This is a genomic window from Curtobacterium sp. KBS0715, from assembly GCF_005938005.2.
Taxonomy (GTDB): domain Bacteria; phylum Actinomycetota; class Actinomycetes; order Actinomycetales; family Microbacteriaceae; genus Curtobacterium; species Curtobacterium flaccumfaciens.
On sequence record NZ_VCCA02000001.1, the window covers coordinates 1472291 to 1499223 of the forward strand.

At 69.7% G+C, this 26933-nt stretch carries 23 protein-coding genes and 1 riboswitch; of the genes, 12 read left to right on the forward strand and 11 right to left on the reverse strand.

Features of this window, described 5'->3' with window-relative positions; translation table 11 throughout:
• The first annotated feature begins 27 nt into the window (after positions 1-27).
• On the forward strand, positions 28-912 hold the full coding sequence (locus FFG40_RS07160) for a LysR substrate-binding domain-containing protein (RefSeq protein ID WP_071404180.1): 885 nt from the start codon (positions 28-30) through the stop codon (positions 910-912).
• Between the two features lie 46 nt (positions 913-958).
• On the opposite strand, the gene FFG40_RS07165 is transcribed toward FFG40_RS07160, so the two are convergent.
• From FFG40_RS07165 to FFG40_RS07180, 4 genes are all read right to left on the reverse strand, one after another.
• Positions 959-1213 (reverse strand): hypothetical protein, encoded by a 255-nt coding sequence (locus FFG40_RS07165; protein ID WP_017887084.1) that lies wholly within the window; start codon positions 1211-1213, stop codon positions 959-961.
• Positions 1210-1692 carry an FBP domain-containing protein gene (locus FFG40_RS17090; protein WP_027464546.1) on the reverse strand — a complete coding sequence of 161 codons (483 nt, stop codon included), beginning with the start codon at positions 1690-1692 and terminating at the stop codon, positions 1210-1212. Before FFG40_RS17090 ends, FFG40_RS07165 begins: the two co-directional genes overlap by 4 nt.
• An 85-nt stretch (positions 1693-1777) precedes the next feature.
• Complete coding sequence (locus FFG40_RS07175) at positions 1778-2515, reverse strand: M48 family metalloprotease (RefSeq protein ID WP_138802719.1); 738 nt, start codon at positions 2513-2515, stop codon at positions 1778-1780.
• 13 nt (positions 2516-2528) lie between these two features.
• Entirely contained in the window at positions 2529-2903 is a 375-nt protein-coding gene (locus tag FFG40_RS07180; RefSeq protein ID WP_027464548.1) for a BlaI/MecI/CopY family transcriptional regulator, read from the reverse strand.
• Positions 2904-2999: 96 nt separating this feature from the next.
• Positions 3000-3120, forward strand: a riboswitch (glycine riboswitch).
• A gap of 151 nt (positions 3121-3271) precedes the next feature.
• Between FFG40_RS07180 and gcvT the strand changes: the two genes are divergently transcribed.
• The 8 genes from gcvT to FFG40_RS07220 all read left to right on the forward strand — a co-directional run bounded on the left by gcvT (position 3272) and on the right by FFG40_RS07220 (position 14309).
• A complete protein-coding gene (gene gcvT / locus FFG40_RS07185) occupies positions 3272-4417 on the forward strand; it encodes a glycine cleavage system aminomethyltransferase GcvT (RefSeq protein ID WP_138802720.1) in 1146 nt (381 codons plus the stop codon).
• A 4-nt stretch (positions 4418-4421) separates the two neighbouring features.
• Positions 4422-4799, forward strand: coding sequence for a glycine cleavage system protein GcvH (gcvH, locus tag FFG40_RS07190; RefSeq protein ID WP_027464550.1), 378 nt, complete (start codon positions 4422-4424; stop codon positions 4797-4799).
• The gene (gcvP, locus tag FFG40_RS07195; protein WP_138802721.1) at positions 4796-7717 is read left to right on the forward strand and encodes an aminomethyl-transferring glycine dehydrogenase; all 2922 of its coding nucleotides are present in this window, start codon (positions 4796-4798) and stop codon (positions 7715-7717) included. Before gcvH ends, gcvP begins: the two co-directional genes overlap by 4 nt.
• A gap of 564 nt (positions 7718-8281) precedes the next feature.
• Positions 8282-9910, forward strand: a complete 1629-nt coding sequence (locus tag FFG40_RS07200) for an ABC transporter substrate-binding protein (protein WP_138802722.1) — start codon at positions 8282-8284, stop codon at positions 9908-9910.
• 221 nt (positions 9911-10131) lie between these two features.
• Positions 10132-11061, forward strand: a complete 930-nt coding sequence (locus FFG40_RS07205) for an ABC transporter permease (protein ID WP_027464553.1) — start codon at positions 10132-10134, stop codon at positions 11059-11061.
• Positions 11051-12001, forward strand: coding sequence for an ABC transporter permease (locus FFG40_RS07210; RefSeq protein ID WP_027464554.1), 951 nt, complete (start codon positions 11051-11053; stop codon positions 11999-12001). Before FFG40_RS07205 ends, FFG40_RS07210 begins: the two co-directional genes overlap by 11 nt.
• On the forward strand, positions 11998-13740 hold the full coding sequence (locus FFG40_RS07215; protein ID WP_138802723.1) for an ABC transporter ATP-binding protein: 1743 nt from the start codon (positions 11998-12000) through the stop codon (positions 13738-13740). Before FFG40_RS07210 ends, FFG40_RS07215 begins: the two co-directional genes overlap by 4 nt.
• 62 nt (positions 13741-13802) lie before the next feature.
• Positions 13803-14309, forward strand: coding sequence for a PH domain-containing protein (locus tag FFG40_RS07220; RefSeq protein WP_138802724.1), 507 nt, complete (start codon positions 13803-13805; stop codon positions 14307-14309).
• A gap of 104 nt (positions 14310-14413) precedes the next feature.
• Here the strand turns inward: FFG40_RS07220 and FFG40_RS07225 are convergent, their stop codons facing one another.
• The 3 genes from FFG40_RS07225 to FFG40_RS07235 are packed head-to-tail and all read right to left on the reverse strand — an operon-like array spanning position 14414 to position 18473.
• Positions 14414-16558, reverse strand: a complete 2145-nt coding sequence (locus tag FFG40_RS07225; protein ID WP_138802725.1) for a dipeptide ABC transporter ATP-binding protein — start codon at positions 16556-16558, stop codon at positions 14414-14416.
• Positions 16551-17489 carry an ABC transporter permease gene (locus FFG40_RS07230; protein ID WP_083404166.1) on the reverse strand — a complete coding sequence of 313 codons (939 nt, stop codon included), beginning with the start codon at positions 17487-17489 and terminating at the stop codon, positions 16551-16553. Before FFG40_RS07230 ends, FFG40_RS07225 begins: the two co-directional genes overlap by 8 nt.
• Before the next feature lie 3 nt (positions 17490-17492).
• Entirely contained in the window at positions 17493-18473 is a 981-nt protein-coding gene (locus tag FFG40_RS07235) for an ABC transporter permease (RefSeq protein WP_111235439.1), read from the reverse strand.
• Positions 18474-18728: 255 nt separating this feature from the next.
• Between FFG40_RS07235 and FFG40_RS07240 the strand changes: the two genes are divergently transcribed.
• On the forward strand, positions 18729-20447 hold the full coding sequence (locus FFG40_RS07240) for an ABC transporter family substrate-binding protein (RefSeq protein WP_138802726.1): 1719 nt from the start codon (positions 18729-18731) through the stop codon (positions 20445-20447).
• A gap of 71 nt (positions 20448-20518) precedes the next feature.
• Here the strand turns inward: FFG40_RS07240 and FFG40_RS07245 are convergent, their stop codons facing one another.
• The 3 genes from FFG40_RS07245 to FFG40_RS07255 all read right to left on the reverse strand — a co-directional run bounded on the left by FFG40_RS07245 (position 20519) and on the right by FFG40_RS07255 (position 22569).
• Complete coding sequence (locus tag FFG40_RS07245) at positions 20519-21070, reverse strand: PH domain-containing protein (protein ID WP_185974125.1); 552 nt, start codon at positions 21068-21070, stop codon at positions 20519-20521.
• Positions 21071-21263: 193 nt separating this feature from the next.
• Entirely contained in the window at positions 21264-21743 is a 480-nt protein-coding gene (locus tag FFG40_RS07250) for a peroxiredoxin (protein WP_138802728.1), read from the reverse strand.
• A 76-nt stretch (positions 21744-21819) separates the two neighbouring features.
• Entirely contained in the window at positions 21820-22569 is a 750-nt protein-coding gene (locus FFG40_RS07255; protein ID WP_035807570.1) for a CPBP family intramembrane glutamic endopeptidase, read from the reverse strand.
• A gap of 121 nt (positions 22570-22690) precedes the next feature.
• Between FFG40_RS07255 and typA the strand changes: the two genes are divergently transcribed.
• A complete protein-coding gene (gene typA / locus FFG40_RS07260; RefSeq protein WP_027464562.1) occupies positions 22691-24613 on the forward strand; it encodes a translational GTPase TypA in 1923 nt (640 codons plus the stop codon).
• Between the two features lie 120 nt (positions 24614-24733).
• Here the strand turns inward: typA and FFG40_RS07265 are convergent, their stop codons facing one another.
• Complete coding sequence (locus FFG40_RS07265) at positions 24734-25606, reverse strand: hypothetical protein (RefSeq protein ID WP_138802729.1); 873 nt, start codon at positions 25604-25606, stop codon at positions 24734-24736.
• Positions 25607-25708: 102 nt separating this feature from the next.
• Here FFG40_RS07265 and FFG40_RS07270 point away from each other — a divergent pair, with 102 nt between their 5' ends.
• Positions 25709-26902, forward strand: a complete 1194-nt coding sequence (locus FFG40_RS07270; RefSeq protein ID WP_027464563.1) for an amidohydrolase — start codon at positions 25709-25711, stop codon at positions 26900-26902.
• Positions 26903-26933: the final 31 nt, after the last annotated feature.

Here is a 26933-nt window from a genome sequence, read left to right on the forward strand (position 1 = left end):
GTTCGCGCTGATCGATACCCTGTGTGCATGGATCGAGAACCGGACGTCGACCTCCGGCAGCTGCGGGCGTTCCTGGCCGTCGCCGACGAGCTGCACTTCGGCCGTGCTGCCGAGCAGCTTCGGATCGCCCAGCCCGCGCTGTCCCAGCAGATCCGGCGGACCGAACGCGCGCTCGGGGTCGACCTGTTCGTCCGGACCAGCCGCAGTGTGGCCCTGACCGCCGCCGGCCGGGTGCTGCAGGGGCGTGCGCGATCGCTGCTCGGGCAGGTGCGACGGGACCTCGACGAGACGGTGCGGGTCGGTCGGGGCGAGGTCGGTCGGCTCGACGTCGGGTTCGTCGTCTCCGCGCTGCCCCTCGGTCCGATCGAACGCGTGCAGGCGTTCCGGGAGCGCTACCCGCTGGTCCGGGTGGAACTGACCGAGGGGTACTCGTCGACCCTGCTCGCCCGGATCGTCCGCGGCGAGCTCGACCTCGCCGTCGTCCGCGATGCCGACCCGGACCCCGCCGTGCGGCTGCTGCCGTTCCGGTCCGAGGCCTTCGTCGCCGCTGTCCCGCGCGGCCACCGGCTGGCGGATCGGGATCGCATCCGCGGCACCGAGCTGGTCGACGAGCCGTTCGTGTTCTTTCCGGCGGTCGCCGGGGCCCTGGCGACCGAGCGCAACCTCGCACCGGTCACCGCCGGTGGCCGCCGTCCCGTCATCGTGCAGGAGGCCACGACCTGGGCGACCGTGCTGCACCTGGTCGGGGTGGGCCTCGGTGTCACGGTGGTGCCGGAGAGCGCCGCGCTCGCCGCACCCGACACGGTGGCGCTCCTGCCCCTCGAGGGCAGCGACCACCGCAGCGAGCTCGCCTGGGCGATGCGCGCCGACGACGACCGCGAGATCCTGCGCAACTTCGTCGCCGCGGACTGACCGAGCGGACCGGCTGCGCCAGCGGACGCCGCTCGGGCGTCCTCGCTCAGCCGAGCGACAGGACGGGCGCCCGGTGGTCGCCGAGTTCGTCGATGCGCCACGGCCGAGCGCCGCGCAGCGTCAAGCCGAGCTGGACCAGCACGAACCCGACGTGCGGCTCGACGTCGGGGTCCCACGGCCCCTCGACGCCCAGGCCGAACGCGCCGAGTTCGTCGTCGGCCTCGTCCCGCAGCGTCAACCGCCACCGGCCGTCGCCGAGTTCCTCGACCACGGCCCAGCGGGCGGTGCCGAACCGGCTCACGCCGTCTTGGTGATGTCCGCGGTGAAGTTCTGCACGCGCTGCAGCAGGGAGGCGCCACGCATGGCGATGGTCGCCGGCGGGTTCAGGTGCGGGGGTGCGGTGCGGATCAGCATCGGGCACCCGAGGTCTTCGCAGATGTACGTGCCGATCGTGTTGCCGTTGCGCCCCGACTCACCGGCACGCGCGGCGGAGAACAGCCGGACCTGGGTCGCGGGCTGCGGCGAGTGGCAGAACGAGCACATCGCGGCGATGCCGGGGCGCAGCGAGCCACCGGCGGACCGGACGACGATGCCCACGGGGCGCTCGTCGATCCAGGACACGATGTACCCGCGGCGGGCGGCCTGCGGGTCGCGCCAGCCCAGGAACTCGCGTTCGTCCCAGAGTGTCTCGTGCAGGCCCGGGATGGGCAGCTGTGCGAGTTCGTCGGGGGTGGCGTTCACGAACGACGATCGGATGTCGGCTTCGGTCAGTGGCTTCACGGTCCGATCACCATATGCCTCGCCCCCGACACGTGGTGCGTCACGACAGCCGTGTGGTCGACGGTGCGGTCTCGGATCGCCCCGTTCAGGACAGTCTGGAGGCGCGGATCGCGCCGAGTGCGCTGCTCCCGTCCGCCACCAGCACCGCCCGGCGCAGGGCGTCGCGTCCGACGCGACGGGCCGCCGCGTCGTCCGCGGCGAACTCCACGAGCACGCGCGTCGACCGCGCCATGGCGCGCGCACCGGGCACCCACGGGACCGCACGTTCGATCGATTCTGCGACCGCGACCGCAGCCGCGTGGTGCTGGGTCAGGTGGGCACGTTCGTGGGCGACCACGGCCTCCAGTTCGTCGGTGCGCAACCGCTCTGCCAAGCCGGTGCTGACGAGGACGCCGCCGCTGCGCCCCGGCACGGCGCACGCCAGTGCGTGGTCGGCCTCGACGACGGCGACGGGGGTGCCGTCGATCTCGCGGTGCGGGGCGACCCCGGAACGCATCGCCTGCCGGACGGCCTCGTGTTCCGGGCCGGGGCGCACCCGGACCGCGACGACGAACGCGACGACCCCGAGCAGCGCGACGCCGACGTTGAAGCCGTGCGTGGGGGAGCCGTCCCCGCCGAACAGCTCGGTGACCGGACGGTCCGCGAGCACCACGAGGGTGATGCCGACCACGAAGCCGACGACGCCGAGCAGGACCGCGACCGACCAGCAGACCAGCGCAGTGCGGGGCAGGTCGATCGTCCAGGCGGAGCGGGTCAGGACCCGGGGCGCGAACACCACCACGGCGAGTGCGAGGACGATGAGCGCGATGCCGGCGACGACCACGGTGCGCAGCCGGTCAGGAGCGGGCGCGGGCGTCGAGGGCGCGGCGCAGGGCCTCGAGGTCGTCCGAGGCGAGCGAGCCGGTGAACTGCAGCAGTGCGGCCTCGCGGTCGGAGGACGCGGCCAGCGCGCTCGACATCAGCGACGCGGTCTGCTCGTCGCGACTGTGCACGGCGCGGAACGTCAGGGGAGCGTCGTCGTGCTGTTCCCGTTCCACCTGGCCCTTGCGGCCGAGCCGGTCGAGCACGGTGAGGACGGTCGTCAGCGCGGGGCGGGGCTCCGGGAACGCGTCGAGCACCTGGCGAGCGGTGAGCCCGGCGTCGGCGGAGCGGAGTGCGTCGAGCACCGCCTGCTCCAGCTGCCCGCGGGGGCGCGATCGTTGTCCGGCCATCCCCGCATTCTACGAGATGTCGAAGGCCGGGCCACGACACACGCTCGTAACGCGGTCTCGGTATGCTCTGGGCGGACAACTGAACACACCGGCCGCTCATCCGTCGCGGGAGACGCCGTGCACGTACCTCCGGGTACGTCGTGCCCTCGGGCGCACGCACGGCACCGAAGGAGCAATCCCCCCGTCAATCTCTCAGGTCCCACACCGCAGCGGACAGGCCACTCTGAAAAGCAGACGCACGGTCGTCTCGCCCACGGTGAAAGCCGCCGGACCTCACGGGCCGCGGTGAAACTCTCAGGCCCATGACAGAGGGGGAGTTCCACCCGGCGATCGTCGCCGGGCCCTGCCGATGCCAGGAGAACTCCGCCATGAGTCCGTCCCCACTGCCCACGCCGGGTCAGCGTTCGTCGCCGCTCGAAGCCGTGCACGAGGCCGCCGGTGCGACCTTCACCGACTTCGCCGGGTACCGCATGCCCGTGCGCTACTCGTCGGACCTCGCCGAGCACCACGCCGTGCGCGAGGCCGCCGGGGTCTTCGACCTGTCGCACATGGCCGAGATCGGGGTGACCGGCACCGACGCCGTCGCCTTCCTCGACCACGCGCTCGCCGGGTCCTTCGGCACGATGCCGATCGGCCGCGCCAAGTACTCGCTGCTGCTCGCCGAGGACGGCGGGATCCTCGACGACCTCGTCGTGTACCGGACCGACGACGACGTCTTCCTCGTCGTCGCGAACGCCTCCAACCGCGATGTGGCCGTCAGCGCGCTCACCGCCCGGGCCGACGGGTTCGACATCGAGGTCTCCGACGACTCCGACACCACGGCCCTCGTCGCCGTGCAGGGACCGGCGGCGGCCGGCACGCTCGACGCCCTCGTGGTCGCCGACCGTCTGCAGCCCGAGACCCCGCTCGACGAACTCGGCTACTACCGGGTGCTGCACGCGCTGTTCGACGGTGCCGACGTGCTCGTCGCGCGCACCGGGTACACCGGCGAGGACGGCTTCGAGGTCTACACCGACCCGGACACCGCGCCGGTGCTCTGGGACGCCCTGCTCGAGGCCGGTGCCGACCGCGGGGTCGTCCCCGCAGGCCTCGCCGCACGCGACACCCTGCGGCTCGAGGCCGGCATGCCCCTGTACGGGCACGAGCTCGGCACCGACGTCCGCCCGGCCCAGGCTGGCCTCGGCCGCGTCGTCGCCAAGGACGGCGACTTCGTCGGTGCGGCCGGCGTCACCCCGTCCGCGGACGCCCGCGTGCTCGTCGGCCTGGTGACCGAGGGGCGCCGTGCTCCCCGAGCCGGCTACGACGTCGTGCTCGACGGCACGGTCGTCGGCACCGTGACCTCGGGCGCGCTCTCGCCGACGCTCGGACACCCGGTCGCGATGGCCTTCGTCGACCCGGCCGCGCTCGCCGCCGTGTCCGACGGGGCACAGGTCCTCCACATCGACGTCCGCGGGACTGCCGTCCCCAGCACGGTCTCCGCGTTCCCCTTCTACCGCCGCGCCTCGAAAGGCTGACCCCATGACCGACCAGACCGCACTCCAGTACACGGCCGACCACGAGTGGCTGCTCGTCGAGGGCGACACCGTCACCGTCGGCATCACCGACCACGCCGCCGAGCAGCTCGGTGACGTCGTCTACGTCGAGCTCCCCGCCGTCGGCACCGCCACCACCGCCGGTGCGCAGATCGGCGAGATCGAGTCGACCAAGAGCGTCGGCGAGCTCTTCGCCCCGATCGAGGGCGAGGTCGTCGAGGTCAACGACGCCGTCGTCGACACCCCGGACACCGTCAACCAGGACCCGTTCGGTGCCGGCTGGCTTGTGAAGATCAAGGTCGACGGCACCTCGTTCCCCGAGGACCTGATGGACCACGACGCGTACCGGGCCTCCATCGCATGACCGCGTTCGAGAACCTCCAGACGTCCTTCGCCGACCGCCACATCGGCACCACCCCGGCAGACCAGCAGGCCATGCTCGACGTCGTCGGGCAGCCGTCGCTCGACGCCCTGGTCCGTGCGGCGATCCCGGAGTCCATCCACGTCGGCCCCGTCGCCGACTCGGTGATCCCGGCTGCCGTCGGCGAGACCGAGGCGCTCGCCGAGCTCCGTGCGAAGGCCGGCCGCAACACCGTCCGCCGCGCCATGATCGGCCTCGGGTACCACGGCACCCACACGCCCGCGGTGATCCAGCGGAACGTGCTCGAGAACCCGAGCTGGTACACGGCGTACACGCCGTACCAGCCGGAGATCTCGCAGGGCCGCCTCGAAGCACTCATCAACTTCCAGACGATGGTGTCCGACCTGACCGGCATGGCCACCGCCGGCGCCTCGATGCTCGACGAGGGCACCGCCGTGGTCGAGGGCATGCTCCTCGCCCGCCGCGCGTCCAAGGTCAAGGGCGACGCGTTCCTCGTCGACGCCGACCTGCTGCCGCAGACCCGTGCGCTGCTCGACCACCGTGCGGACGCCGTGGGCATCACGCTGCGCGCGTTCGACGCTGCCGACGGCCCGAGCGACGAGCAGCTCGACGGTGCGTTCGGCGTCATCCTGCAGTACCCGGGCGCCTCGGGCCGCGTCGTCGACCCGTCGTCGGTCATGGAGCGGGTCCACGCCGGTGGCGGCATCGCCGTCGTCGCGGCCGACCTGCTCGCGATGACCCTGCTCGCCAGCCCCGGCGACCTGGGTGCCGACGTGGCCGTCGGGACGAGCCAGCGCTTCGGCGTCCCGCTCGGCTTCGGTGGCCCGCACGCCGGCTACCTCGCGGTGCGCGCCGGCCTCGAGCGCCAGCTCCCCGGTCGCCTGGTCGGGGTGTCCTTCGACGCCGACGGCCAGATGGCCTACCGCCTCAGCCTGCAGACCCGCGAGCAGCACATCCGCCGCGAGAAGGCGACGAGCAACATCTGCACCGCGCAGGTCCTGCTCGCCGTGATGGCCTCGATGTACGCGGTCTACCACGGGCCCGAGGGCCTGCGGTTCATCGCCGGACGGGTCGCGCGGACCACCGGGGCACTCGCCGCCGTCGCGCGTGACGCCGGGGTCGAGGTCGTGCACGACGCCTTCTTCGACACGCTCACCCTGCGGGCCGTCGGTCGCGCCGAGGCGATCGTCGCGGCAGCGCAGGACGCCGGCTACCTGCTGCACGTCGTGGACGCCGACACGTTCCAGCTGTCCGTTGACGAGACGACCACGCCCGACGACGTCGTGGCGCTGGCGGGCGTGCTCGGGGCGGTGGACGTGACCGTCCCCGCGACCGAGACCGCCGTGCGTGACGCGGCCACGGGCCTCCCGGCCGCCCTGCAGCGTGAGAGCGACTACCTGACGCACCCCGTGTTCAGCGCACACCGCAGCGAGACCCGCATGATGCGGTACCTCAAGCACCTGTCCGACAAGGACTACGCGCTCGACCGCGGCATGATCCCGCTCGGCAGCTGCACGATGAAGCTCAACGCGGCGACCGAGATGGCCGCCGTGACCTGGCCGGAGTTCGCGAACATCCACCCGTTCGCACCGCGCGAGGACGTCGAGGGGTACCTCGACATGATCGGCGACCTCGAGTCGTGGCTCGCCGAGGTCACCGGCTACGACACCGTCTCCCTGCAGCCGAACGCCGGCAGCCAGGGCGAACTCGCCGGCCTGCTGGCCATCCGCGGGTACCACCAGGCCAACGGCGACAGCGAGCGCACGGTCTGCCTGATCCCGTCGAGCGCCCACGGCACGAACGCGGCGTCCGCGGTGCTCGCCGGCATGAAGGTCGTCGTCGTGGCCTGCGACGAGAACGGCAACGTCGACCTCGAGGACCTCCGGGCCCGCGTCGCCGCCCACGCCGACACCCTCGCGGCCCTGATGATCACGTACCCGTCCACCCACGGCGTCTACGAGCACGACATCCGCGAGATCTGCGACGCCGTGCACGACGCCGGCGGCCAGGTCTACGTCGACGGTGCGAACCTCAACGCGCTGCTCGGCCACGCCCGCTTCGGTGACTTCGGCGGCGACGTGTCGCACCTCAACCTGCACAAGACCTTCTGCATCCCGCACGGCGGTGGCGGCCCCGGCGTGGGACCCGTCGCCGCGAAGGCGCACCTGGCACCGTTCCTGCCCGGGCATCCGTTCGCGCAGCAGGCCGACCGGCGCTCCGGTGCGACCGTCGCCGAGGCGGACGACCGCCTGGTGCACGCCGGTGGCCCGGTCAGTGCTGCTCCGTACGGCAGCCCGAGCATCCTGCCCATCACGTGGACGTACGTCCGGATGATGGGGCTCGAGGGCCTCACCCGTGCGACCGAGGCCGCGGTCCTCGGGGCGAACTACATCGCGGCTCGTCTGCGTGATGCGTTCCCGGTGCTGTACACGGGCGACGACGGACTCGTCGCGCACGAGTGCATCCTCGACCTCCGCCCGCTGCGCGACACCACCGGCATCACGGTCGACGACGTCGCGAAGCGCCTGGTCGACTACGGGTTCCACGCGCCGACGATGTCGTTCCCGGTGGCGGGCACGCTCATGGTCGAGCCGACCGAGAGCGAGGACCTCGCCGAGCTCGACCGCTTCGTCGACGCCATGCTCGCGATCCGGGCCGAGGCCGCAGCGGTGGAGCGCGGGGAGTGGCCGGCGGACGACAACCCGCTGGTGCACGCGCCGCACACCGCGTCGTCGGTGATCTCGGGGGAGTGGGCGCACGCCTACAGCCGCGAGCAGGCCGTCTACCCGCTGCCGGGCATCAGCGGCCGGAAGTACTGGCCGCCGGTGCGTCGCATCGACCAGGCGTACGGGGACCGCAACCTGGTGTGCGCCTGCCCGCCGATCGAGGCGTTCGCCTGATCCGATCGGCGTCGACTCCCCGTCGTCGCCCCCGCTCGGTCGCCGAGCGCTTCGTGCCCCGTCCGGTCCGCCGGGCGGGGCACGGTCGTGTCCGGGCGTCCGGGCGTCCGGGCGTCCGGGCGTCCTCGTGTCCGGGTGTCCGGGCGTCCGGCAGGCCGGGCGGTCACGACACCCCGCTCAGTTCCGCCGAGCGGTCACGAACCGTCGTCCGGACCCGCTCCCACCGACAGTTCGTGACCACTCGGCGCGCCACCCACGGCAGGTCCTGACCGCTCGACGCAGCCCCTCAGCCGTACCCCTGAGTGATGCTCGCCCGTCCCCCGACTTGCACAGAAGTGTGACGGAGTGCAATGGATTTCATGCGGATGCAACAAAAACGCACCCTTCACCAGGACGCGCGCGAATGTTGCATCTTCTCGCAAGGATCGTGCAAGTTGGTTACCGGCGTGTAACCGTTCGCCCCTGGGTTTGGACGCCGCTGTTCACCTTGCCTACGCTGCAAAGGTCAAACGCGCCCGGGTGACACCGCTGTGCCCTTGCGCGTCCCATGCACCAGGAGGAACCTTGATCAAGAAGCGCGCCGGGCTCTCAGCCCTCGCCGTGCTCGGGGCCACAGCACTCGCCCTGACCGCCTGCTCCAGCAACAGCTCGTCGAACGGCGGTGACTCGGGCTCGGCGAACGCGTCCGGGATCGTCACCACGAACGGCAGCGAGCCGCAGAACCCGCTGATCCCGTCGAACACCACCGAGACCGGTGGCGGCAAGATCATCGACTCGCTCTTCGAAGGCCTCGTCTCGTACGACGCCGACGGCAAGCCGGTCAACGAGGTCGCCAAGAGCATCGACACCGATGACTCGAAGACGTTCGACATCACGCTGAACACCGGCTACACCTTCACCAACGGCGAGAAGGTCACGGCCGAGTCGTTCACCAAGGCGTGGAACTGGGCAGCCCAGAAGTCGAACGCCCAGGGCGCCAGCTACTTCTTCGAGAACATCGAGGGCTACAACGCCGACAAGGACTCCGAGCTCACCGGCCTCAAGGTCGTGGACGACGACGAGTTCACCGTCACGCTGAAGTCGGCGCAGTCCGACTTCCCGCTGTCGCTCGGCTACTCGGCGTTCGTGCCGCTCCCGTCGGCGTTCTACGACGACACCAAGGCGTTCGGTGAGAACCCGATCGGCAACGGTCCGTACAAGCTCGACGGCAAGAAGGCCTGGACCCACAACCAGTCCATCAAGCTCGTCACCAACAAGGACTACGAGGGCAAGCGCAAGCCGAAGAACGGTGGTCTCACGATCACGTTCTACGCCTCGCAGGACACCGCGTACTCCGACGCCCAGGGCGGCAACCTCGACGTCCTCGACGCCGTGCCGGACAGCGCGTTCAAGACCTACAAGTCCGACTTCCCGGACTCGAACGTCAACCAGGCCGCCGCGATCTTCCAGGCGATCTACCTGCCCTACTACCTCGACCACTGGAAGGGTGAAGAGGGCAAGCTGCGTCGCGAGGCCATCTCGATGGCGATCAACCGCAAGCAGATCACCGACAAGATCTTCGACGGCACCCGCACTCCGGCCAAGGACTTCACCTCCCCGGTGATCGCCGGCTGGAACGACGACCTCGAGGGGTCGGACGTCCTGGACTACAACGAGTCCGAGGCCAAGAAGCTCTGGGCCGAGGCCGACAAGATCTCGAAGTACGACGACACGCTCACCATCACGTACAACGCCGATGGTGGCCACGAGGCCTGGGTGACCGCGGTCACGAACTCGATCTCGAACACGCTCGGCATCAAGGCCGAGGGCAACGCGATCCCGACGTTCCAGGAAGCCCTGGACCTCCAGACGAACGACAAGCTCAAGGGCGGCAGCCGCACCGGTTGGCAGGCCGACTACCCGTCGCTGTACAACTTCCTCGGCCCGACCATGGGTGAGGGCTCGTCGAACAACTACTCGCGGTACGACTCTAAGGAGTACAACGAGCTGCTCGCCAAGGGCCGTTCGGCTGCGACGGTCGAAGAGGGCAACAAGTCCTTCGACCAGGCACAGGAACTCCTGTTCCAGGACCTGCCCGAGATCCCGCTCTGGTACTCCAACGTGACCGGTGTCTGGAACGCGGACAACGTGTCGAACGTCAAGTTCGGCTGGAACTCGGTGCCGCTGTACTACGACATCGAGGTCAAGAAGTAACACCGGTCTCCTCGAGACCAAGGCGCGAGCAGGTATCCTGCCTCGCGACCACCGGACGGGGGTTCGGGGACCGCACAGGTCCCCGAACCCCCGTACCACGGTGACAACACCCCCACACAGCGGGCGCCCTCCCGCACCGGACATCCGTGCCGACCCTCGGACCGTCCACCCCTCACCACAATGAACCTGATCGACATCGCTCCGGACCGGGCAGTGATCTGATGCTCTGGTACCTCGGCAAGCGCCTCCTGCAACTCATCCCCGTGTTCTTCGGGGCCACGTTCCTCATCTACTTCCTGGTCTTCTCGCTGCCCGGCGACCCGATCGCCGCGCTGTTCGGCGACCGGCAGCCGTCGCCGCAGGTCATCGAGACGCTGCGTCAGCAGTACAACCTCGACAAGCCGTTCATCGTGCAGTACCTGCTCTGGATCGGCGGCGTGTTCCGCGGCGACCTCGGCGTGACCTACTCCGGTCTGCCGGTCAGCCAGCAGCTCGCGTCGGCCTTCCCGATCACCGCGCGCCTGGCGATCCTCGCGCTCGTGTTCGAGGCCGTCGCCGGCATCGTCGTCGGCGTCATCGCAGGGCTGCGCAAGGGCAAGCTGTTCGACGCCACCGCGCTCGTCGTGTCGCTCCTGCTCATCTCGGTGCCGACCTTCGTCGTCGGGTTCGTGCTGCAGTACGTCTTCGGCATCAAGCTCGGACTGTTCCGGGTCACCGTCTCCGGCGAGGCACCGTGGAGCGAACTCGTCCTGCCGGCGATCGTGCTCGCGTCGGTGTCGTTCGCGTACATCGTGCGTCTGACCCGAGCCAGCGTCGCCGAGAACATGAGCGCCGACTTCGTGCGCACCGCCACGGCGAAGGGCCTGCCCCGTCGTCGTGTCGTCGGCGTGCACATCTTCCGGAACTCGCTCATCCCCGTGGTGACCTACCTGGGTGTCGACATCGGCAACCTGATGGTCGGCGCGATCGTCACCGAGGGCATCTTCAACATCAACGGTGTCGGCGGCACGGTGTTCCGCGCCGTCAAGCTCGGCGAGGGCCCGACGGTGGTCTCCTTCGTCGCCGTGATGGTCATCATCTTCATGCTCGCCAACCTCCTGGTGGACCTGCTCTACGCCGTCCTGGACCCGAGGATCCGCTATGCCAAGTAACGCCGCACCCCGCTCGGCGACGCACTACGTCGCCCCGCTCGAAGAAACCCCCCTGCAGGCGGTCGACCAGGTCAACGAGGACGAGAAGACCCGTTCCCTGTGGACCGACGCCTGGGAGTCGATGCGGACCCGCCCGACGTTCTGGATCTCCTCGGTCCTGATCCTGCTGATCATCGTCGTCGCGGTCTTCCCGGGGCTCTTCGCCCACGTCGACCCGAGGGCGTCGAACCTGGACAACAGCGACGGCGGACCCGAGGCCGGGCACATCCTCGGCTTCACCCGTCAGGGTTCGGACGTCTACGCCCGCGTGATCTGGGGTGCCCAGAACTCGCTCATCGTCGGCATCGTCGCGACGATCCTGGTGTCGATCGTCGGCATCGTGATCGGTTCCCTGGCCGGTTTCTACGGCGGCTGGCTCGACACGATCGTGTCCCGCATCGGTGACATCTTCTTCTCGATCCCCACCGTCCTCGGTGCGATCGTGATCATGTCGGTCATCCCGGCGCGGAACGCGATCACCGTCGCGCTCGTCCTCGCGGCGTTCGCGTGGCCGCAGATCGCCCGCATCATGCGTGGCGCCGTACTGAGCGCCAAGCAGGCCGACTACGTCATGGCGTCGGCGGCCCTGGGCGTCAGCCGGTTCCGGACGCTCCTGCGTCACGTCATCCCGAACTCGCTGGCTCCGGTCATCGTGGTCGCGACCGTGTCGCTCGGCACGTTCATCGTCGCCGAGGCGACGCTGTCGTTCCTCGGCATCGGTCTGCCGCCGTCGGCCCTGAGCTGGGGCCTCGACATCGGCACCGCCCAGACGTCGATCCGCACGAACCCGTCGACCATCTTCTGGCCGTCGGCTGCCCTGTCCATCACCGTGCTCGCGTTCCTGCTCCTCGGTGACGTGGTGCGCGACGCGCTCGACCCGAAGGCGAGGGCCCGCCGATGAGCGAGACACTGACCCAGACGAACAGCAGCCGTACCGGTGGTTCCGGCGCGCCGCTGCTCGAGATCACCGACCTGCAGGTCGGCTTCAAGACCCAGAGCGGCCTCGTGCGAGCCGTCCGTGGTGTCAACCTCACCCTCGAGCAGGGCGAGCGGCTGGCCATCGTCGGCGAGTCCGGTTCGGGCAAGTCGACGAGCGCCCAGGCGATCATCAAGCTGCTCCCCGGTACCGGTGAGGTCACCGGCGGTTCGATCAAGTTCAACGGGCGCGAGCTCGTCGGGCTGAGCGACAAGGAGATGTCGGAGATCCGTGGGAAGGAGATCGGCTACGTCCCCCAGGACCCGATGTCGAACCTCAACCCGCTGTGGTCGATCGGCTTCCAGGTCGAAGAGGCCATCCGCGCGAACGGCATGGCGACCGGCAAGAAGGCCGTCCGTGACCGTGCGGTCGAGGTCCTGCAGGAAGCCGGTCTCGGCGACGCGTCGACCCGCCTGAAGCAGTACCCGCACGAGTTCTCCGGCGGCATGCGCCAGCGCGTGCTCATCGGCATCGGTCTGTCGAGCCGCCCGCAGCTGCTCATCGCCGACGAGCCGACGAGTGCGCTCGACGTCACCGTCCAGCGTGTCATCCTCGACCACCTCGAGAGCCTGACCCGCGACTTCGGCACCTCGGTGCTGTTCATCACGCACGACCTCGGGCTCGCCGCCGAGCGCGCCGAGAAGCTCGTCGTGATGTACAAGGGCCAGGTCGTCGAGGCCGGTCCCTCGAAGGAGATCCTGGCCAACCCGCAGCACCCGTACACGCAGCGTCTCGTCGCGGCGGCCCCGTCGCTGGCCAGCCGTCGCATCCAGTCGAAGGTGCAGCACCAGCGGGTCGACATCTCCGACGCCGGCAACGACGACGCCGAGCTGATCGCCCGGGCCCAGGAACGCGAGCACCGTCCGGCCGAGGACCTCATCGTGGTGAAGAACCTCGAGAAGGTCTACAAGCTGCGCGGCAAGAGCCTCGCCACCCGCGAGCTCAAGGCCGTCGACGACGTGTCGTTCTCGATCCAGAAGGGCACCACCACGGCGCTCGTCGGCGAGTCCGGTTCGGGCAAGTCGACCGTCGCGAAGCTCGTCCTGCAGCTCGAGAGCATCACGAGCGGCACCGTGCAGTTCGACGGCATCGACATCGGCGCGCTGAAGGGCAAGGACCTCTTCGACTTCCGCCGCCGCGTGCAGCCGGTGTTCCAGGACCCGTACGGCTCCCTGGACCCGATGTACAACGTCGGGAACACGATCGCCGAGCCGCTCGCCACGCACAAGGTGGGCGACAAGGCCTCGCGTCGCGCCCGGGTGCTCGAGCTGCTCGACCAGGTCGCGCTGCCGAAGTCGATGGTGAACCGCTACCCGAACGAGCTGTCCGGCGGCCAGCGCCAGCGCATCGCCGTCGCTCGTGCGCTGGCGCTCAAGCCGGAGGTCATCGTCCTCGACGAGGCCGTCTCCGCGCTGGACGTGCTCGTGCAGGGCCAGATCCTCGACCTGCTCACCGAGCTGCAGACCGAGCTCGGCCTGACGTACCTGTTCATCACGCACGACCTCGCGGTCGTCCGCCTCGTCGCGGACAACGTCTGCGTCATGCGCCGTGGGCAGATCGTCGAGAAGGCGACGACCGACGAGGTCTTCGCCGCCCCGAAGGAGCAGTACACGAAGGACCTCCTGGCCGCCATCCCCGGCGCCGGGTTCGAGTTCGGACGCTGATCCACCTGGACACGAACGAGGCCGGACGCCCCGTCGTCCTCCGCGCTGGTCGCGGGGGTGCGGTGGCGTCCGGCCTCGTCGCCGTCCTGGGCCTGTTCCTGCTCGGCGATGCGGCGTTCCGGGGGAGCTGGGACGTCGTCCTCCGCGCCGCCGGCCCGATCGCCGTGCTCGTCTGGGCGCTCTGGGTCCTGACCTACCGCCCGTGCATCGTCATCGACGAGCGCGCGGTCACCGTGGTCAACCCGCTCCGCCGCACCGTGGTGCCGTGGCAGGCCGTCGCCGACGTCCGGCTCCGCTGGCAGATCGTGATCGAGACGGTCGCCGGCCGGAAGGTCCAGTGCTGGGGCGGCCCGTCGCTGCCACGGCCGAAGCCGGCCCGGCGGGGTGAGCGGGCGGTCCTGCGACAGCCCGACGAGATGACCGTGCTGCTCGACCGCTGGTCCGAGCACCGCGAGCGCGCCGGTGCCGGCGACGCCGTGCGTGGCTGGGACGTGCCGGCCCTGGCGGTCGGCGCAGCCGCGCTGGTTCTGCTCGCCGCCTCGCTGCTCAGCCTGTGGCTGGGAGCCTGACACGGCTCGCGATCGCGACCCCAGACGGACGGGAGGCCCGGCGCACGACGTGCTCCGGGCCTCCCGTCCGTCTGCTGGTCGCGTCCACGGCGTGACCAGCGTCGTCAGACGACCGCGCCGACCCGCTCGGTGAGCAGGTGCTCCTGGTCGGTCTGAATGCAGGCGACACCACGGCCGTGCACGGGCTCGAGACCCGGGTCGATCGTGCGGCACTGCTCCTGCCGGCCCTCGTCGAGGAGCTGGTAGAGCGGGCAGCGCGTGCGGAACCGGCACCCGTCGATGCGCTCCGTGGGGGAGGGCAGGTCGCCGTCGAGCAGGATGCGCCCGCGAGCGGCCTCGGCCATGGGGTCCGGCACCGGCACGGCCGACAGCAGGGCCCGCGTGTACGGGTGCTGGGGGTCCGAGAACACCGCGTCGCCGTCGCCGTACTCGACGATGCGGCCGAGGTACATGACCGCGACGTCGTCGGCGATGTGCCGGACCACGGACAGGTCGTGCGCCACGAAGAGGTACGACAGCCCGAGGCGGTGCTTGAGGTCCTCGAGCAGGTTGATCACACCGGCCTGCACCGACACGTCGAGCGCGGAGACCGGCTCGTCGAGCACCAGGATCTTCGGCTCGACGATGAGCGCACGGGCGATGCCGATGCGCTGCCGCTGGCCACCCGAGAACTCGTGCGGGTACCGGTCGATGTAGCTCGGCTCGAGCCCGACCAGCTCGAGCACCTCGCGCACCCGCCGGCGGATCTCGTCCTTCGCGACGCCGTGCACGGTGAGGGGTTCACCGATCACCGAGCCGATGTCGAGCCGGGGGTCGATCGACGCCATCGGGTCCTGGAACACGACCTGGATGTCACGGCGCAGTGCCAGACGGTCCTTCTTGGACAGCGAGGCGGTGTCGACGCCGTTCACCCGGATGGTGCCGTGCTGGGCCCCGGCGAGCTCGAGGATCTCCATGATGGTGGTCGTCTTGCCGCAGCCGGACTCGCCGACCAGGCCGAGCACCTGCCCGCGCTTGAGCGTCAGGGAGATGCCGTCGACGGCGTGCACCTCGCCGATCTGCCTGCGGAACAGCGCGCCCTTGGTGAGCGGGAACGTCTTGACCACGTCCTGCAGCTCGAGCACGACGTCGTCGCCGTGGTCGACGGCGGCCTCGGGGACGTCCTCGGGGCGGGGGAAGATCTCCGAGCGCTCGAGGGTGCCCGCGGCGATCTCGTCGCGGCGGATGCACGCGGCGGTGTGGTCGTCGAGCAGGGTGCCGTTGCCGATCGTCGTGACGGCGCCGGTCAGGACCGGGTTGTCGGCACTCTGCGGCACCGACGGAGCGACGAGGGCGGGCTCGCCGTCGCGGCAGGCGTCGATGACGGCGGGGCAGCGGTCGGCGAACGGGCAGCCCGTCGGCTTCTGCGTGAGCAGGGGCGGGCGGCCGTCCAGCGGGACGAGCCGCTCGGTGCGGGCGGACGTCATGTTCGGCATCGAGCGGAGCAGCCCGATCGTGTACGGCATCACCGGCTCGCGGAACAGGGGGAGCACCGGCGCCGTCTCGACGATCCGACCGGCGTACATCACGGCGACGCGGTCGGCGTTGCCGGCGACGACGCCGAGGTCATGGGTGATGAGCACGACGGCCGCACCCGTCATGTCCTTGGCGGTCTGCAGCACGTCGAGGATCTGCGCCTGGATCGTCACGTCGAGCGCCGTGGTGGGCTCGTCCGCGATGATCAGCTTCGGGTCGTTCGCGATGGCGATGGCGATCATCGCGCGCTGTCGCATGCCGCCGGAGAACTCGTGCGGGAACGCGTCGAGTCGTCGAGCCGGGTTCGGGATGCCGACGATGCGCAGGAGTTCCTCGGCGCGGGTGCGTGCGGCGTGCTGGCTGAGGGAGCGGTCGTGCAGGCGCAGGCCCTCGATGATCTGCTGGCCGATCGTGTACACCGGCGTCAGGGCGGACAGCGGGTCCTGGAACACCATCGCGATGTCACGACCGCGCAGCGCCGACATCTCGCGGTCGTTCCTGCCGACGAGTTCCTGTCCGTCGAACCGGATGCTGCCCTGCACCTGGGCGGACGACGGCAGCAGGCCCATCACGGCCATCGAGGACACCGACTTGCCGGAACCCGACTCGCCGACGATGCCGAGGAACTCGCCGGGAGCCACCTCGTAGTCGACACCCCGGACCGCGTAGACGGGCTTGGTCTTCGGGTTGAACGTGACCGACAGGTCGGACACGGTGAGCAGGGGCTCAGTCACGGTTGGCTCCGGAGGTGGGGTCGATGGCGTCGCGCAGGGCGTCGCCGAGCAGGCTGGTCGAGAGCACGGTCGCGACGAGCGTCGCGGCGGGCAGGACGAAGAGCCACGGGCGGGTGACGGCGGACTGGCTGCCGGCGGCGAGCAGGGTGCCGAGCGAGACGTCGGGGATCTGGATGCCGAAGCCGAAGAAGCTCAGCGAGCTCTCCGCCAGGATCGCCGCTCCGACGCCGAGCGTGGCGTCGATGATGAGCAGCGACGCCACGTTCGGCAGGATGTGCCGCCGGATGATCGTGAACGCCGGGACACCCATGAACCGGGCGGCCTTGACGTAGTCGCGTTCGCGCAGGGACATCGTCTGACCGCGGATCACCCGGGCCATCACCATCCAGCTGAACACCGCGAGGCCGACGATGAGGGCCACCCACGTCAGGTTCTTGAACACCGGGCTGAGCAGCACGAGCGCGTAGAACGACGGGATCACGAGCAGCAGGTCGATGACCCACACGAGCAGCCGGTCGGTGACGCCGCCGAAGTACCCGGCGATCGCGCCGACGATGCCGGCGATCAGGGTCGCTGCCGGACCGGCGATCAGACCGATGAGCAGCGACTTCTGCAGGCCGACCAGGGTCTGCGCGTAGATGTCCTGGCCGATGTCGTTCGTGCCGAACCAGTGCGCGGCGCTCGGCGGCATGCCGAACGCCAGTCCGTCCGAGTCGACGGCGTTCCAGTGGTACAGGTACGGGCCGAGGAACGCCCAGAGGATGATGAGGAGCAGGGCGCTGCCGCCGATGCGCGCGCGCCAGGTGCCGAACACCTTGCGCCAGAGCGGGGTGCGGCCGCCCTTCACCTCGATGACGTGCGCCGGCGTACCGGCGTTGCCGTCGCCGGGGTCACCGGCGGTGGTCGTGGTCGTGGGGTCGAGAACAGACACGGGTCACACCCTCACTCGCGGGTCGAGCGCGGCGTACAGCAGGTCCGCGAGGGTCCCTGCGATGAGCACGAGGATCGCCGTGAAGAGGATCGTGCCCGACGCCGCGTTGATGTCGTTGTTGCTGATGCTCTGGACGAAGTACTCGCCCATGCCGTGCCAGCTGAAGACCAGCTCGGTGATGCTCGCGCCGGTCAGGATGAGTCCGAACGAGTACGCGAAGAAGGTCGACATCGGGATGAGGGCGACCCGCACACCGTGGCGCATGATCGCCGACCCGCGGGTGCGGCCCTTCGACCGTGCGGTGCGGATGAAGTCGTTCGACAGCACGTCGAGCATCGCCGAGCGCTGGTAGCGCGAGTACGTGGCGACGGCGCCGATGGTGAGCGAGATCGTCGGGAGCAACAGGTGCCCGAGCCGGTCGCCGAGCACCGGGAAGAACCCGGTCACCCCCGGCGTGTACTCGCCGGTGAACCGGATCACCTGCGTCCCGACGCCCTGGTTGAGCGTGGTCGCGAGGATCATCAGCACGACCGCGATGACGAAGGTCGGGGTGGCGAGCACCGCGAACGACAGGTAGGTCGACACCTGGTCGGACGTGCGGTACTGCCGGACCGCGTTCCAGACGCCGAGCAGCACGCCGAGGATCGCGCCGAGCAGCGTACCGATCACGAGCAGCCGCAGGCTCGTGCCGGAGCGGGCGATGATGTCGGCCGTCACCTCGGTGCCGCGGGTGCTCATGCCGAGCGAGCCGTGCGTCACCAGACCGACCCACCAGTCCCACGTGCGGACGAGGAGCGGGGTGTCCGGATCGGCGCCGAGCTTGCGGAGCGACGCCTCGATGGTGCCCTGCGGCACGGCCGGGTTGCGCCCCAGGAACCGGGCGGCCGGGTTGAGCGTCGTGCTGGCGAGGATGTACCCGAGCGTGGTTGCCACGATCGTCAGGACGATGTAGTTGACGATCCGCTTTGCGATGAAGGCGAGCATGTGGTTCGTGACCTCTGGGTGCGGCCGTCCAACCGGACGGCGTTGTCGGTGGCGACAGGCTAGCCGTTCGAGCGGCTGGGTGGGACAACGGAAGTGACGCTATGCAACATTCGTTACGAGCGTGTTTCGATTCATCGCACAGACCCTTGTGCCGCCTTCGGATGTGGCTAGGGTTCTCAACCAACAGGCGCGACGGCGGGGGCCGCCGCGGTCCAGCGCGATCTGCGCGAACCACAACGAAAGGGAATCCTCGCCATGCGAAAGAGGATCAAGGGCATCGCCGTCCTGGCCACCGCTGCGGCTGCTGCCGTCGTGCTGGCCGGCTGCTCCGGCGGCGGAGAGGCCGGCGGCGACAACTCCGCGGTCGCCGAGTCGTCGCTGAAGTCGACCGGCTGGACCGTCGCGGACCGCGCGGACGTCAAGGACGGCGGGTCGATCACCCTGCCGATCGACACGGCTCCGGCGAACTGGCAGCTGGCCAACCTGGACTCGGGGACCGTCGACGACACGACGATCTCGCAGACCTACCTGCCCGGCTTCATCCAGTTCAAGGAGAACGGCGAGTGGGAGGCGAACAAGGACTACGCGACCTCGGTCGAGCTGACCAAGGACTCGCCCCAGACCGTCGAGATCAAGATCAACCCGAAGGCCGTGTGGTCGGACGGCACCCCGATCAGCGCGAAGGACGTCATCGCGAACTGGAAGGCGCTGAACGGCACGAACAAGGCCTTCGCGCCCCTCGCCACCAACGTGTGGGAGGACGTGGACTCGGTCAAGCAGGGCTCCGACGAGCGTGACGTCATCATGACGTTCTCGAAGACCAACGCCGACTGGGCGAGCGTCCTCGGTGCGATCTACCCGTACTGGGCCGTCGACACCCCGGACCACTTCAACAAGGCCTGGGCCAAGGGCCCGTACGCGGCCGACGGCAAGACCTACGTCTCCGGTGGCCCGTACATCCTGAAGTCCTTCGACGCCAACGGTGGCGTCGTGACCTTCGAGAAGAACCCCAAGTGGTGGGGCGACGAGGGCAAGCTCGACACGATCGTCTTCAAGACGGTGTCCCGCGACGGTGTCGCCCAGGCGTACGGCAACAAGGAGCTCGACGCCTTCAACCTGAACGGCAGCGCCGACAACCTCAAGACGGCGAACTCGCGCTCCGACTCGAAGATCGAGCGGTCGCTCGGCACCACGCAGCGCCAGATCACGCTGAACGGCACCTCGGACGTCTTCAAGGACCAGGACGTGCGCCAGGCGTTCGCGCAGGCGATCAACCGCAAGGTGCTCGCCCAGGCGATCCTGTCGCCGGTGAAGAGCCCGGGTGACGTGCTCAACAACCTGACGTACCTGCCCGGTCAGGAGGGCTACCAGGACGACGTGTCGAGCGTCTACGGCTACAGCACCGACAAGGCGAAGTCGAAGCTCGAGGACGCCGGTTGGAAGATCGGCTCGGACGGCTACGCGACCAAGGGCGGCAAGGAACTCGACGTCCGCTTCGTGATCCCGTCGGACAACCCGAACTCGGCGAACGTCGCGCAGCTCGTGCAGCAGCAGACCAAGCTCGCCGGCTTCAAGGTGACCATCGACACCGTGCCCACCGATGACTTCTTCACGAAGTACATCACCACGACGACCCGTGACTTCGACGCCACGTACTTCGCGTGGCAGGGCACCCCGTTCCCGATCTCGTCGCTGAAGTCGATCTACTACCCCGCCGACGCCGGCCAGAACTACACCGGCGTGACGGACGACTCGCTCGGTGCCGCCTGGGACAAGGCGAACGGCGAGCTCGACCCGGATGCCCGCATCAAGGACGCGCAGGCCATCGACAAGAAGATCGTCGCGGTCGCCGGCACCATCCCGCTGTTCGCCGAGCCGTACGCCTGGGGCGTGCGCAAGGACCTGGTGAACTACGGTCCGGCGCAGTTCCAGCAGTCCTCGGTCAAGTGGCAGGACGTGGGCTACACGAAGTAGTCGGCACCGCGTCCACGAACGACACCCTCGACGTCGCACGACGTCGGGGGTGTCGTTCTGCGCCGTGACCGCTAGAACCGTGCCGCCGCCAGCGACGCCGCGACCCCGAGGACGACCATCGTCAGGATCGTCCAGCCGTGGGTGCGGTGCGTGATCGGCGCAGCCGTCACGCTCGACGGGGGCGGCCCGTCCTGCACGGCCGGTGCGGGCACGTGGGCCAGCATCCGCGCGGCCGCAGCGTCGACGTCCAGGCGATCCGGGCCTCCCGGCTGGTCACCGGAGTGCGCGGCGAGACGCGCCGTCGGGCGGGTCGCGATCCAGACGCGACGGACGCCCTCGCTGGTGACCACCTCGATGCCGTACTTCGTGCGCACCTCGCTGATGCGTGACCAGGTGTAGGTGCTGGTCCGCCGGACGTCCACGATGCGCAGGTGCTCCGGCGTCAGCTCGACCCGGGGACGCCACAGCGCCGCCCACGCGACGAACGCGACGGCGATGCTCGGGATCGGCACGAGCCAGGGGGCGCCGCCGCCGAGCAGGGCCAGTGGTACGAGCACGACGGCCACGACCCAGAGGACGACGGCGAGGGCGCGCAGGCCGGGGGCGACGATGGTGGTGGGCACCGGACGAGGGTACGAGATGCCTCCCCGGAGACGCCCGGGGAGCGGGTGTGACACACCAGCGCGTATCTCCGGACGACCCGATTCCCCGGGGAGGCAGATCCTGGACGGACCCTCGTGCCGTCCATGGTCGTCGCCCCCAGTTGGGGTGTCAATACCCCATCTCGGCGCACTCAGCGGACTCCCACGCCGGGGGCTACGAGACGAGTAGTTCGATCTGTTCGCGGATGGTCTCGGCCTTCGGGAACCGCAGGCCGACCAGGCCGACGTGCCGCCACCGGACCACGCCGTCGGGGCCGATCACGAAGACCGAGCGGCGCAGACCGATGCCCGGTGCCTGCACCCCGTAGGCGCGGACCACCGAGCCCGCGGTGTCGCTGAGCAGCGGGAACGCGAGCGAGGACCCGCGGGCGAACCCCTCGTGCGAGTCGAGTGCCTGCGGGCTGATGCCCCACACGGTCGCGCCGAGGTCGGTGAACTCGTCGAGTTCGGCCTGGTAGCTGCAGAGCTGGGCCGTGCAGACCGCCGTCGCGTCGCCCGGGTAGAAGGCCAGCACCACGGTGCGGCCGATCTCGGCGGACAGGTCGTACTCGTCGTCGGTGCGGACGCCGCCGCGCACGACCATCCCCGGCAGGGTGAACGACGGGGCGGACTCGCCGATCGCGGGGATGCTCATGGGTCTCACGGTAGGGCGACCCGGCGGGGGTTGGCCCTCGGCGCGCTGTGCGGCGGCTGTGGATGCGCCCCGCGGCCTACGAGAACAACTGTGGGAACGCGTGCGCCACCCAGGGGTACCCGACGAAGACCACCGCGTCGAGCAGCGCGTGCGTGATGACGAGCGGCAGGAGCCGGCCCCACCTCGTGTAGATCCAGCCGAACACGACGCCCATCACCGCGTTGCCGATGAACGCTCCGAACCCCTGGTACAGGTGGTAGCTGCCGCGCAGCAGGGCGGTCGACAGGATCATCTGCCAGCGGCCCCAGCCCAGGTCGCCGAGACGGGCGTAGAGGTACCCGATCACGATCACCTCTTCCTGCAGACCCGAGCGGATCGCGGACAGCAGCAGGACCGGGACCGTCCACCAGTACGAGTTGAGCGCGGCGGGGTCGACCGCGACCGTGATGCCGAGCGCCCGCCCCGCGAAGTACAGCGCGAGCCCCGGGATCCCGATGCACAGGGCGATGAGCGCCGGGCCGCCCAGGTCCGGCTTCGCCCGGAACCGGTCGATGCCGAGCCGGCCCAGGTGCGGTCGCGACGTGCTCCAGAGCAGGTAGCAGACGAGCGCCACCGGGGCCAGGTCCACCGCGATGCCGAGGAGCTGCCGGGCGAGGTCGACGTACTGCACCGTCGTCGACGAGGTGTTCAGGGCCGTCGACTGCTCGCCGAGCGGGGTCGTCTGGGACAGGTCGTCGATGATCTGCAGGATCGAGTAGAGGGCGCTGGCGCCGAGCGAGAGCAGCAGGACGATGGTGATCTCGACCCACGTTCGCCGACGGCTCATGCGCTGTACTCCTGTCGCTTGCGAACTACCGGTAGACTGGCGTGTCGGGCGTTCTGCCCACGGGTGCGGTGCTGTGAAAACACTGGCCCGACACTCTCCCAGAAATTGAAGGATGTCCTGTATGGCGCTCGCCACCCGGTCCGACCTGCGCAACGTCGCCATCGTGGCACACGTCGACCACGGCAAGACCACCCTCGTCGACGCGATGCTCACGCAGACCAACTCGTTCGACGCCCACTTCGAGGGCGAAGACCGGATGATGGACTCGAACGACCTCGAGCGCGAGAAGGGCATCACGATCCTCGCGAAGAACACGTCGGTGCTCTACAACGGCAAGCACGCGACCGAGTTCGGCGCGGACGGCCCCATCACCATCAACGTGATCGACACGCCCGGCCACGCCGACTTCGGTGGTGAGGTCGAGCGCGGCCTCTCCATGGTCGACGGTGTCGTGCTGCTCGTCGACGCCTCCGAAGGTCCCCTGCCCCAGACCCGCTTCGTGCTGCGCAAGGCGCTCGCCGCGAAGCTCCCGGTGATCCTGCTCGTCAACAAGACGGACCGGCCCGACTCCCGCATCGACGAGGTCGTCTCCGAGTCGCAGGACCTGCTCCTCGGCCTGGCCTCGGACCTGTCGGACGAGGTCGACGACCTCGACCTCGACGCGATCCTCGACGTCCCGGTGGTCTACGCCTCGGGTCGCAACGGCGCCGCGTCGCGCAACAAGCCGAACGACGGCGAGCTGCCCGACAACGACGACCTCGAGCCGCTGTTCGAAGCGATCCTCCAGCACGTCCCGGCCCCGAAGTACGACGACGAGCACCCGCTGCAGGCGCACGTCACGAACCTCGACGCCTCCCCGTTCCTCGGTCGCCTCGCGCTCCTGCGCATCTTCCACGGCACCATGAAGAAGGGCCAGACGGTCGCGTGGGTCAAGCACGACGGCACCGTCGTCAACGCCCGCATCACCGAGCTCCTCATCACCAAGGCGCTCGACCGCTACCCGGCCGAGTCGGCCGGCCCCGGTGACATCGTCGCCGTCGCCGGCTTCGACACGATCACCATCGGCGAGACCCTGACCGACCCCGAGGACGTCCGCCCGCTGCCGACCATCACGGTCGACGACCCGGCGATCTCGATGACGATCGGCACGAACACCAGCCCGCTCGTCGGCAAGGTCAAGGGCCACAAGCTGACCGCCCGCATGGTCAAGGAGCGCCTCGACCGCGAGCTCGTCGGCAACGTCTCGCTCAAGGTCCTCGACATCGGCCGCCCCGACGCGTGGGAGGTCCAGGGTCGTGGTGAGCTCGCACTCGCCATCCTCGTCGAGCAGATGCGTCGCGAGGGCTTCGAGCTCACCGTCGGCAAGCCGCAGGTGGTCACGAAGCGTGACGAGAACGGCAAGCTGCAGGAGCCGTACGAGCACATGACGATCGACACGCCGGAGGAGTACCTCGGCGCGATCACGCAGCTCATGGCCGCTCGCAAGGGCCGCATGGAGAACATGACGAACCACGGCACCGGCTGGGTGCGCATGGAGTTCATCGTCCCGTCGCGCGGCCTCATCGGCTTCCGCACGTCGTTCCTGACCGAGACCCGCGGCACCGGCATCGCCAACGCGATCTTCCACGGCTACGACGAGTGGGCCGGCGCGATCCAGACCCGCATCAACGGCTCGATCGTCTCCGACCGCTCCGGTGTGGTGACGCCGTTCGCCATCACGAACCTCCAGGAGCGGATGTCGTTCTTCGTCAACCCGACCGAAGAGGTCTACGAGGGCATGGTCATCGGCGAGAACTCGCGCGCCGACGACATGGACGTGAACATCACCAAGGAGAAGAAGCTCACCAACATGCGGTCGGCGAACGCCGACACGTTCGAGTCGATGACGCCGTCGCGTCAGCTCTCGTTGGAGGAGTGCCTCGAGTTCGCCCGTGAGGACGAGTGCGTCGAGGTCACCCCCGCCGCCGTGCGCATCCGCAAGGTCGAGCTGGACGCGTCGGCTCGCCAGCGCTCCTACGCGCGTCTCAAGCGCCAGGACGCGTAAGCACCAGCACGAGCAACACTCGCGGAGGCCCGTCCTCCGTCCGACGGCCCGGTCACCTGCAACAGGTGGCCGGGCCGTCGTCGTCCCGACGCTGATCCGCAGCGCGGCGCAGGGTCAGCGTCAGACCACTTCGCAGGCGATGCCCGAAGCGACCTCGAACGCCTTCCCCGGCCCGTCGATGCGCACACCGAACGCGTTGACCTGCACGCGGAACTCGGTCGTCGTCCCGGTCGGGTACGCGACGAAGAGTTGCCCGCGGCGCATCGCCGGCGAGGTGCAGCGGACGTCGACGCTCCGCGCACTGGTCCAGGAGCTGCTGATGCCGGCGGTGAGCCAGTCCAACGACTGCCCCGTCGGATTGACGGACCCGTTGAGGGTGACCGAACTCGTCACCGTCTTCGTCTCGGCGATGGAGCAGGTGATGTCGTCGGTCAGGACGTGACACGAGGTCAACGGTCGGAGCTTGTCGATCACACCGGGGTGGGTCGCGATGTGCTGTACGGCTCGGTGGGCGCCGCTGGAGGACACGCCAGCTGAGCACCTCGGGTCGGAACCGGACTTGTCGAACACGAACTCGACACCCGTGCCGGATGCCTGTGCCATCGACGTCCACGGGACGCTCGACCGGGAGAGCTCGAGACCAAGGTTCTGCCACTGGCCGTTCTGCACCATTGCATCCCGCGACGGCTCCCTCTGGTCGAGGGTCGTCTGACCGACGAAGTTCTTGCCGTAGACGTACGCGTTGATGTTGCCCTTGCTCCGGCCGTTCGCGGTGATCCGGTACGAGTCGACCGTCGTCGTCCACCGGGTGCCGTCACTGGCGAGTGTCAGGCGCGCTTCGCCGGTCATGCCGCCTGCCGAGCACGACACCGTCGTCTCGGTCGAGGGCATGTCGGCGAGCGAGGTGGCGATGCCTGCTCCGGACGGAGGGGCGATGGCAGCCGCAGCGGGCGCAGCGGCGATCAGGGTGCTCGTCAGGGTGAGCGCGGACACGGCCAAGGTGGTGGTCTTTGAGAATTTCACATGACACGTTCTAGCAGTGATGTGCCGACTTGTGAAGATGTTCAGCTGCCCGAGAGTTGTACCGTGGTGCGCGTGACTCTCGACCTGCTCTCGATCTACCAGGACCTGCACGCCCACCCGGAGCTCGGCTTCCAGGAGCACCGCACCGCCGGTGTCATCACTGCGAAGCTCGCCGAGATCGGTGGGATCGAGGTGACGACGGGCGTCGGCGGCACCGGCGTCGTCGGTGTCGTGTCGAACGGCGAGGGCCCCGTGGTCTGGCTCCGCGCCGACATGGACGGCCTGCCCGTGCAGGAGCGGACCGGTCTGTCCTACGCCAGCGAGCACGTCGGCACCGACGACGAGGGCCGCGAGGTCCCCACCATGCACGCCTGCGGCCACGACATCCACGTCACGTGGCTGCTCGGCACGCTCGAGCGCCTGGTCGCGACCACGGGGGACTGGCGCGGCACGGTCGTCGCCGTCTTCCAGCCCGCTGAAGAGGTCATCTCCGGCGCCCGCGCCATGGTCGAGGACGGCCTGGTCGAGCGGTTCCCGAAGCCGGACGTCGTGCTCGGGCAGCACTCCGCGCCCGCACCGGTCGGCATCGTGGCCGTCGGCACCGGCCCCGTGATGGCGTCGAGCGACCGGCTGACGGTGACCTTCAACGGTCGTGGGGCGCACGGTTCGGCACCGCAGGCCTCGCTCGACCCGGTCGTCACCGCGGCCTCGGCCGTCGTGCGGCTGCAGACCGTCGTCGCCCGCGAGGTCTCGCCGAGCGACGCGGGGGTCGTCACCGTCGGCAGCTTCCACGCCGGCACGCGGGCGAACATCATCCCCGACGAGGCCGTCATCGAGATCTCGACCCGGGCCCGCAACGAGGAGACCCGCCAGCGCATCATCGCCTCGATCGAGCGCATCGTCCGTGCCGAGAGCACGGCCGGTGGTCTGTCCGAGCCGACGATCGTGCGTGCACCGGGCGCCGAGGTCACCGTGAACGACGCCGAGGCCGCCGCCACCGTGCTCGAGGCCATCCGCGCCGAGGTGCCGGGAGCCCGCGACCTGGAGATCGGGCTCGCCATGGCGTCGGAGGACGTCGGCCAGCTCGCCACCGCCGCCGGAGCGCCGCTCGTGTACTGGTTCACGGGGATCACCGACCCGGAGCGCTTCCGTCGCGGCGAGGAGATCCCGAGCAACCACTCGCCGTTCTACGCGCCGCAGGCCGAGACCGCGATCCCGGTCGGCGTCGACGCCCTGGTCGCGGCGACGCGCGCCTACGTCGCCTGACACGTCCTTCGGGAAGGAGGCCCGGGGGCGG

Coding starts and splice junctions, on each gene's coding strand:
- FFG40_RS07160 (WP_071404180.1), top strand. CDS start 28: ATGGATCGAGAACCGGACGTCGACCTCCGGCAGCTGCGGGCGTTCCTG.
- FFG40_RS07180 (WP_027464548.1), bottom strand. CDS start 2,903: ATGGCCGGACAACGATCGCGCCCCCGCGGGCAGCTGGAGCAGGCGGTG.
- gcvT (WP_138802720.1), top strand. CDS start 3,272: ATGAGTCCGTCCCCACTGCCCACGCCGGGTCAGCGTTCGTCGCCGCTC.
- gcvH (WP_027464550.1), top strand. CDS start 4,422: ATGACCGACCAGACCGCACTCCAGTACACGGCCGACCACGAGTGGCTG.
- gcvP (WP_138802721.1), top strand. CDS start 4,796: ATGACCGCGTTCGAGAACCTCCAGACGTCCTTCGCCGACCGCCACATC.
- FFG40_RS07205 (WP_027464553.1), top strand. CDS start 10,132: ATGCTCTGGTACCTCGGCAAGCGCCTCCTGCAACTCATCCCCGTGTTC.
- FFG40_RS07210 (WP_027464554.1), top strand. CDS start 11,051: ATGCCAAGTAACGCCGCACCCCGCTCGGCGACGCACTACGTCGCCCCG.
- FFG40_RS07215 (WP_138802723.1), top strand. CDS start 11,998: ATGAGCGAGACACTGACCCAGACGAACAGCAGCCGTACCGGTGGTTCC.
- FFG40_RS07235 (WP_111235439.1), bottom strand. CDS start 18,473: ATGCTCGCCTTCATCGCAAAGCGGATCGTCAACTACATCGTCCTGACG.
- FFG40_RS07240 (WP_138802726.1), top strand. CDS start 18,729: ATGCGAAAGAGGATCAAGGGCATCGCCGTCCTGGCCACCGCTGCGGCT.
- FFG40_RS07250 (WP_138802728.1), bottom strand. CDS start 21,743: ATGAGCATCCCCGCGATCGGCGAGTCCGCCCCGTCGTTCACCCTGCCG.
- FFG40_RS07255 (WP_035807570.1), bottom strand. CDS start 22,569: ATGAGCCGTCGGCGAACGTGGGTCGAGATCACCATCGTCCTGCTGCTC.
- typA (WP_027464562.1), top strand. CDS start 22,691: ATGGCGCTCGCCACCCGGTCCGACCTGCGCAACGTCGCCATCGTGGCA.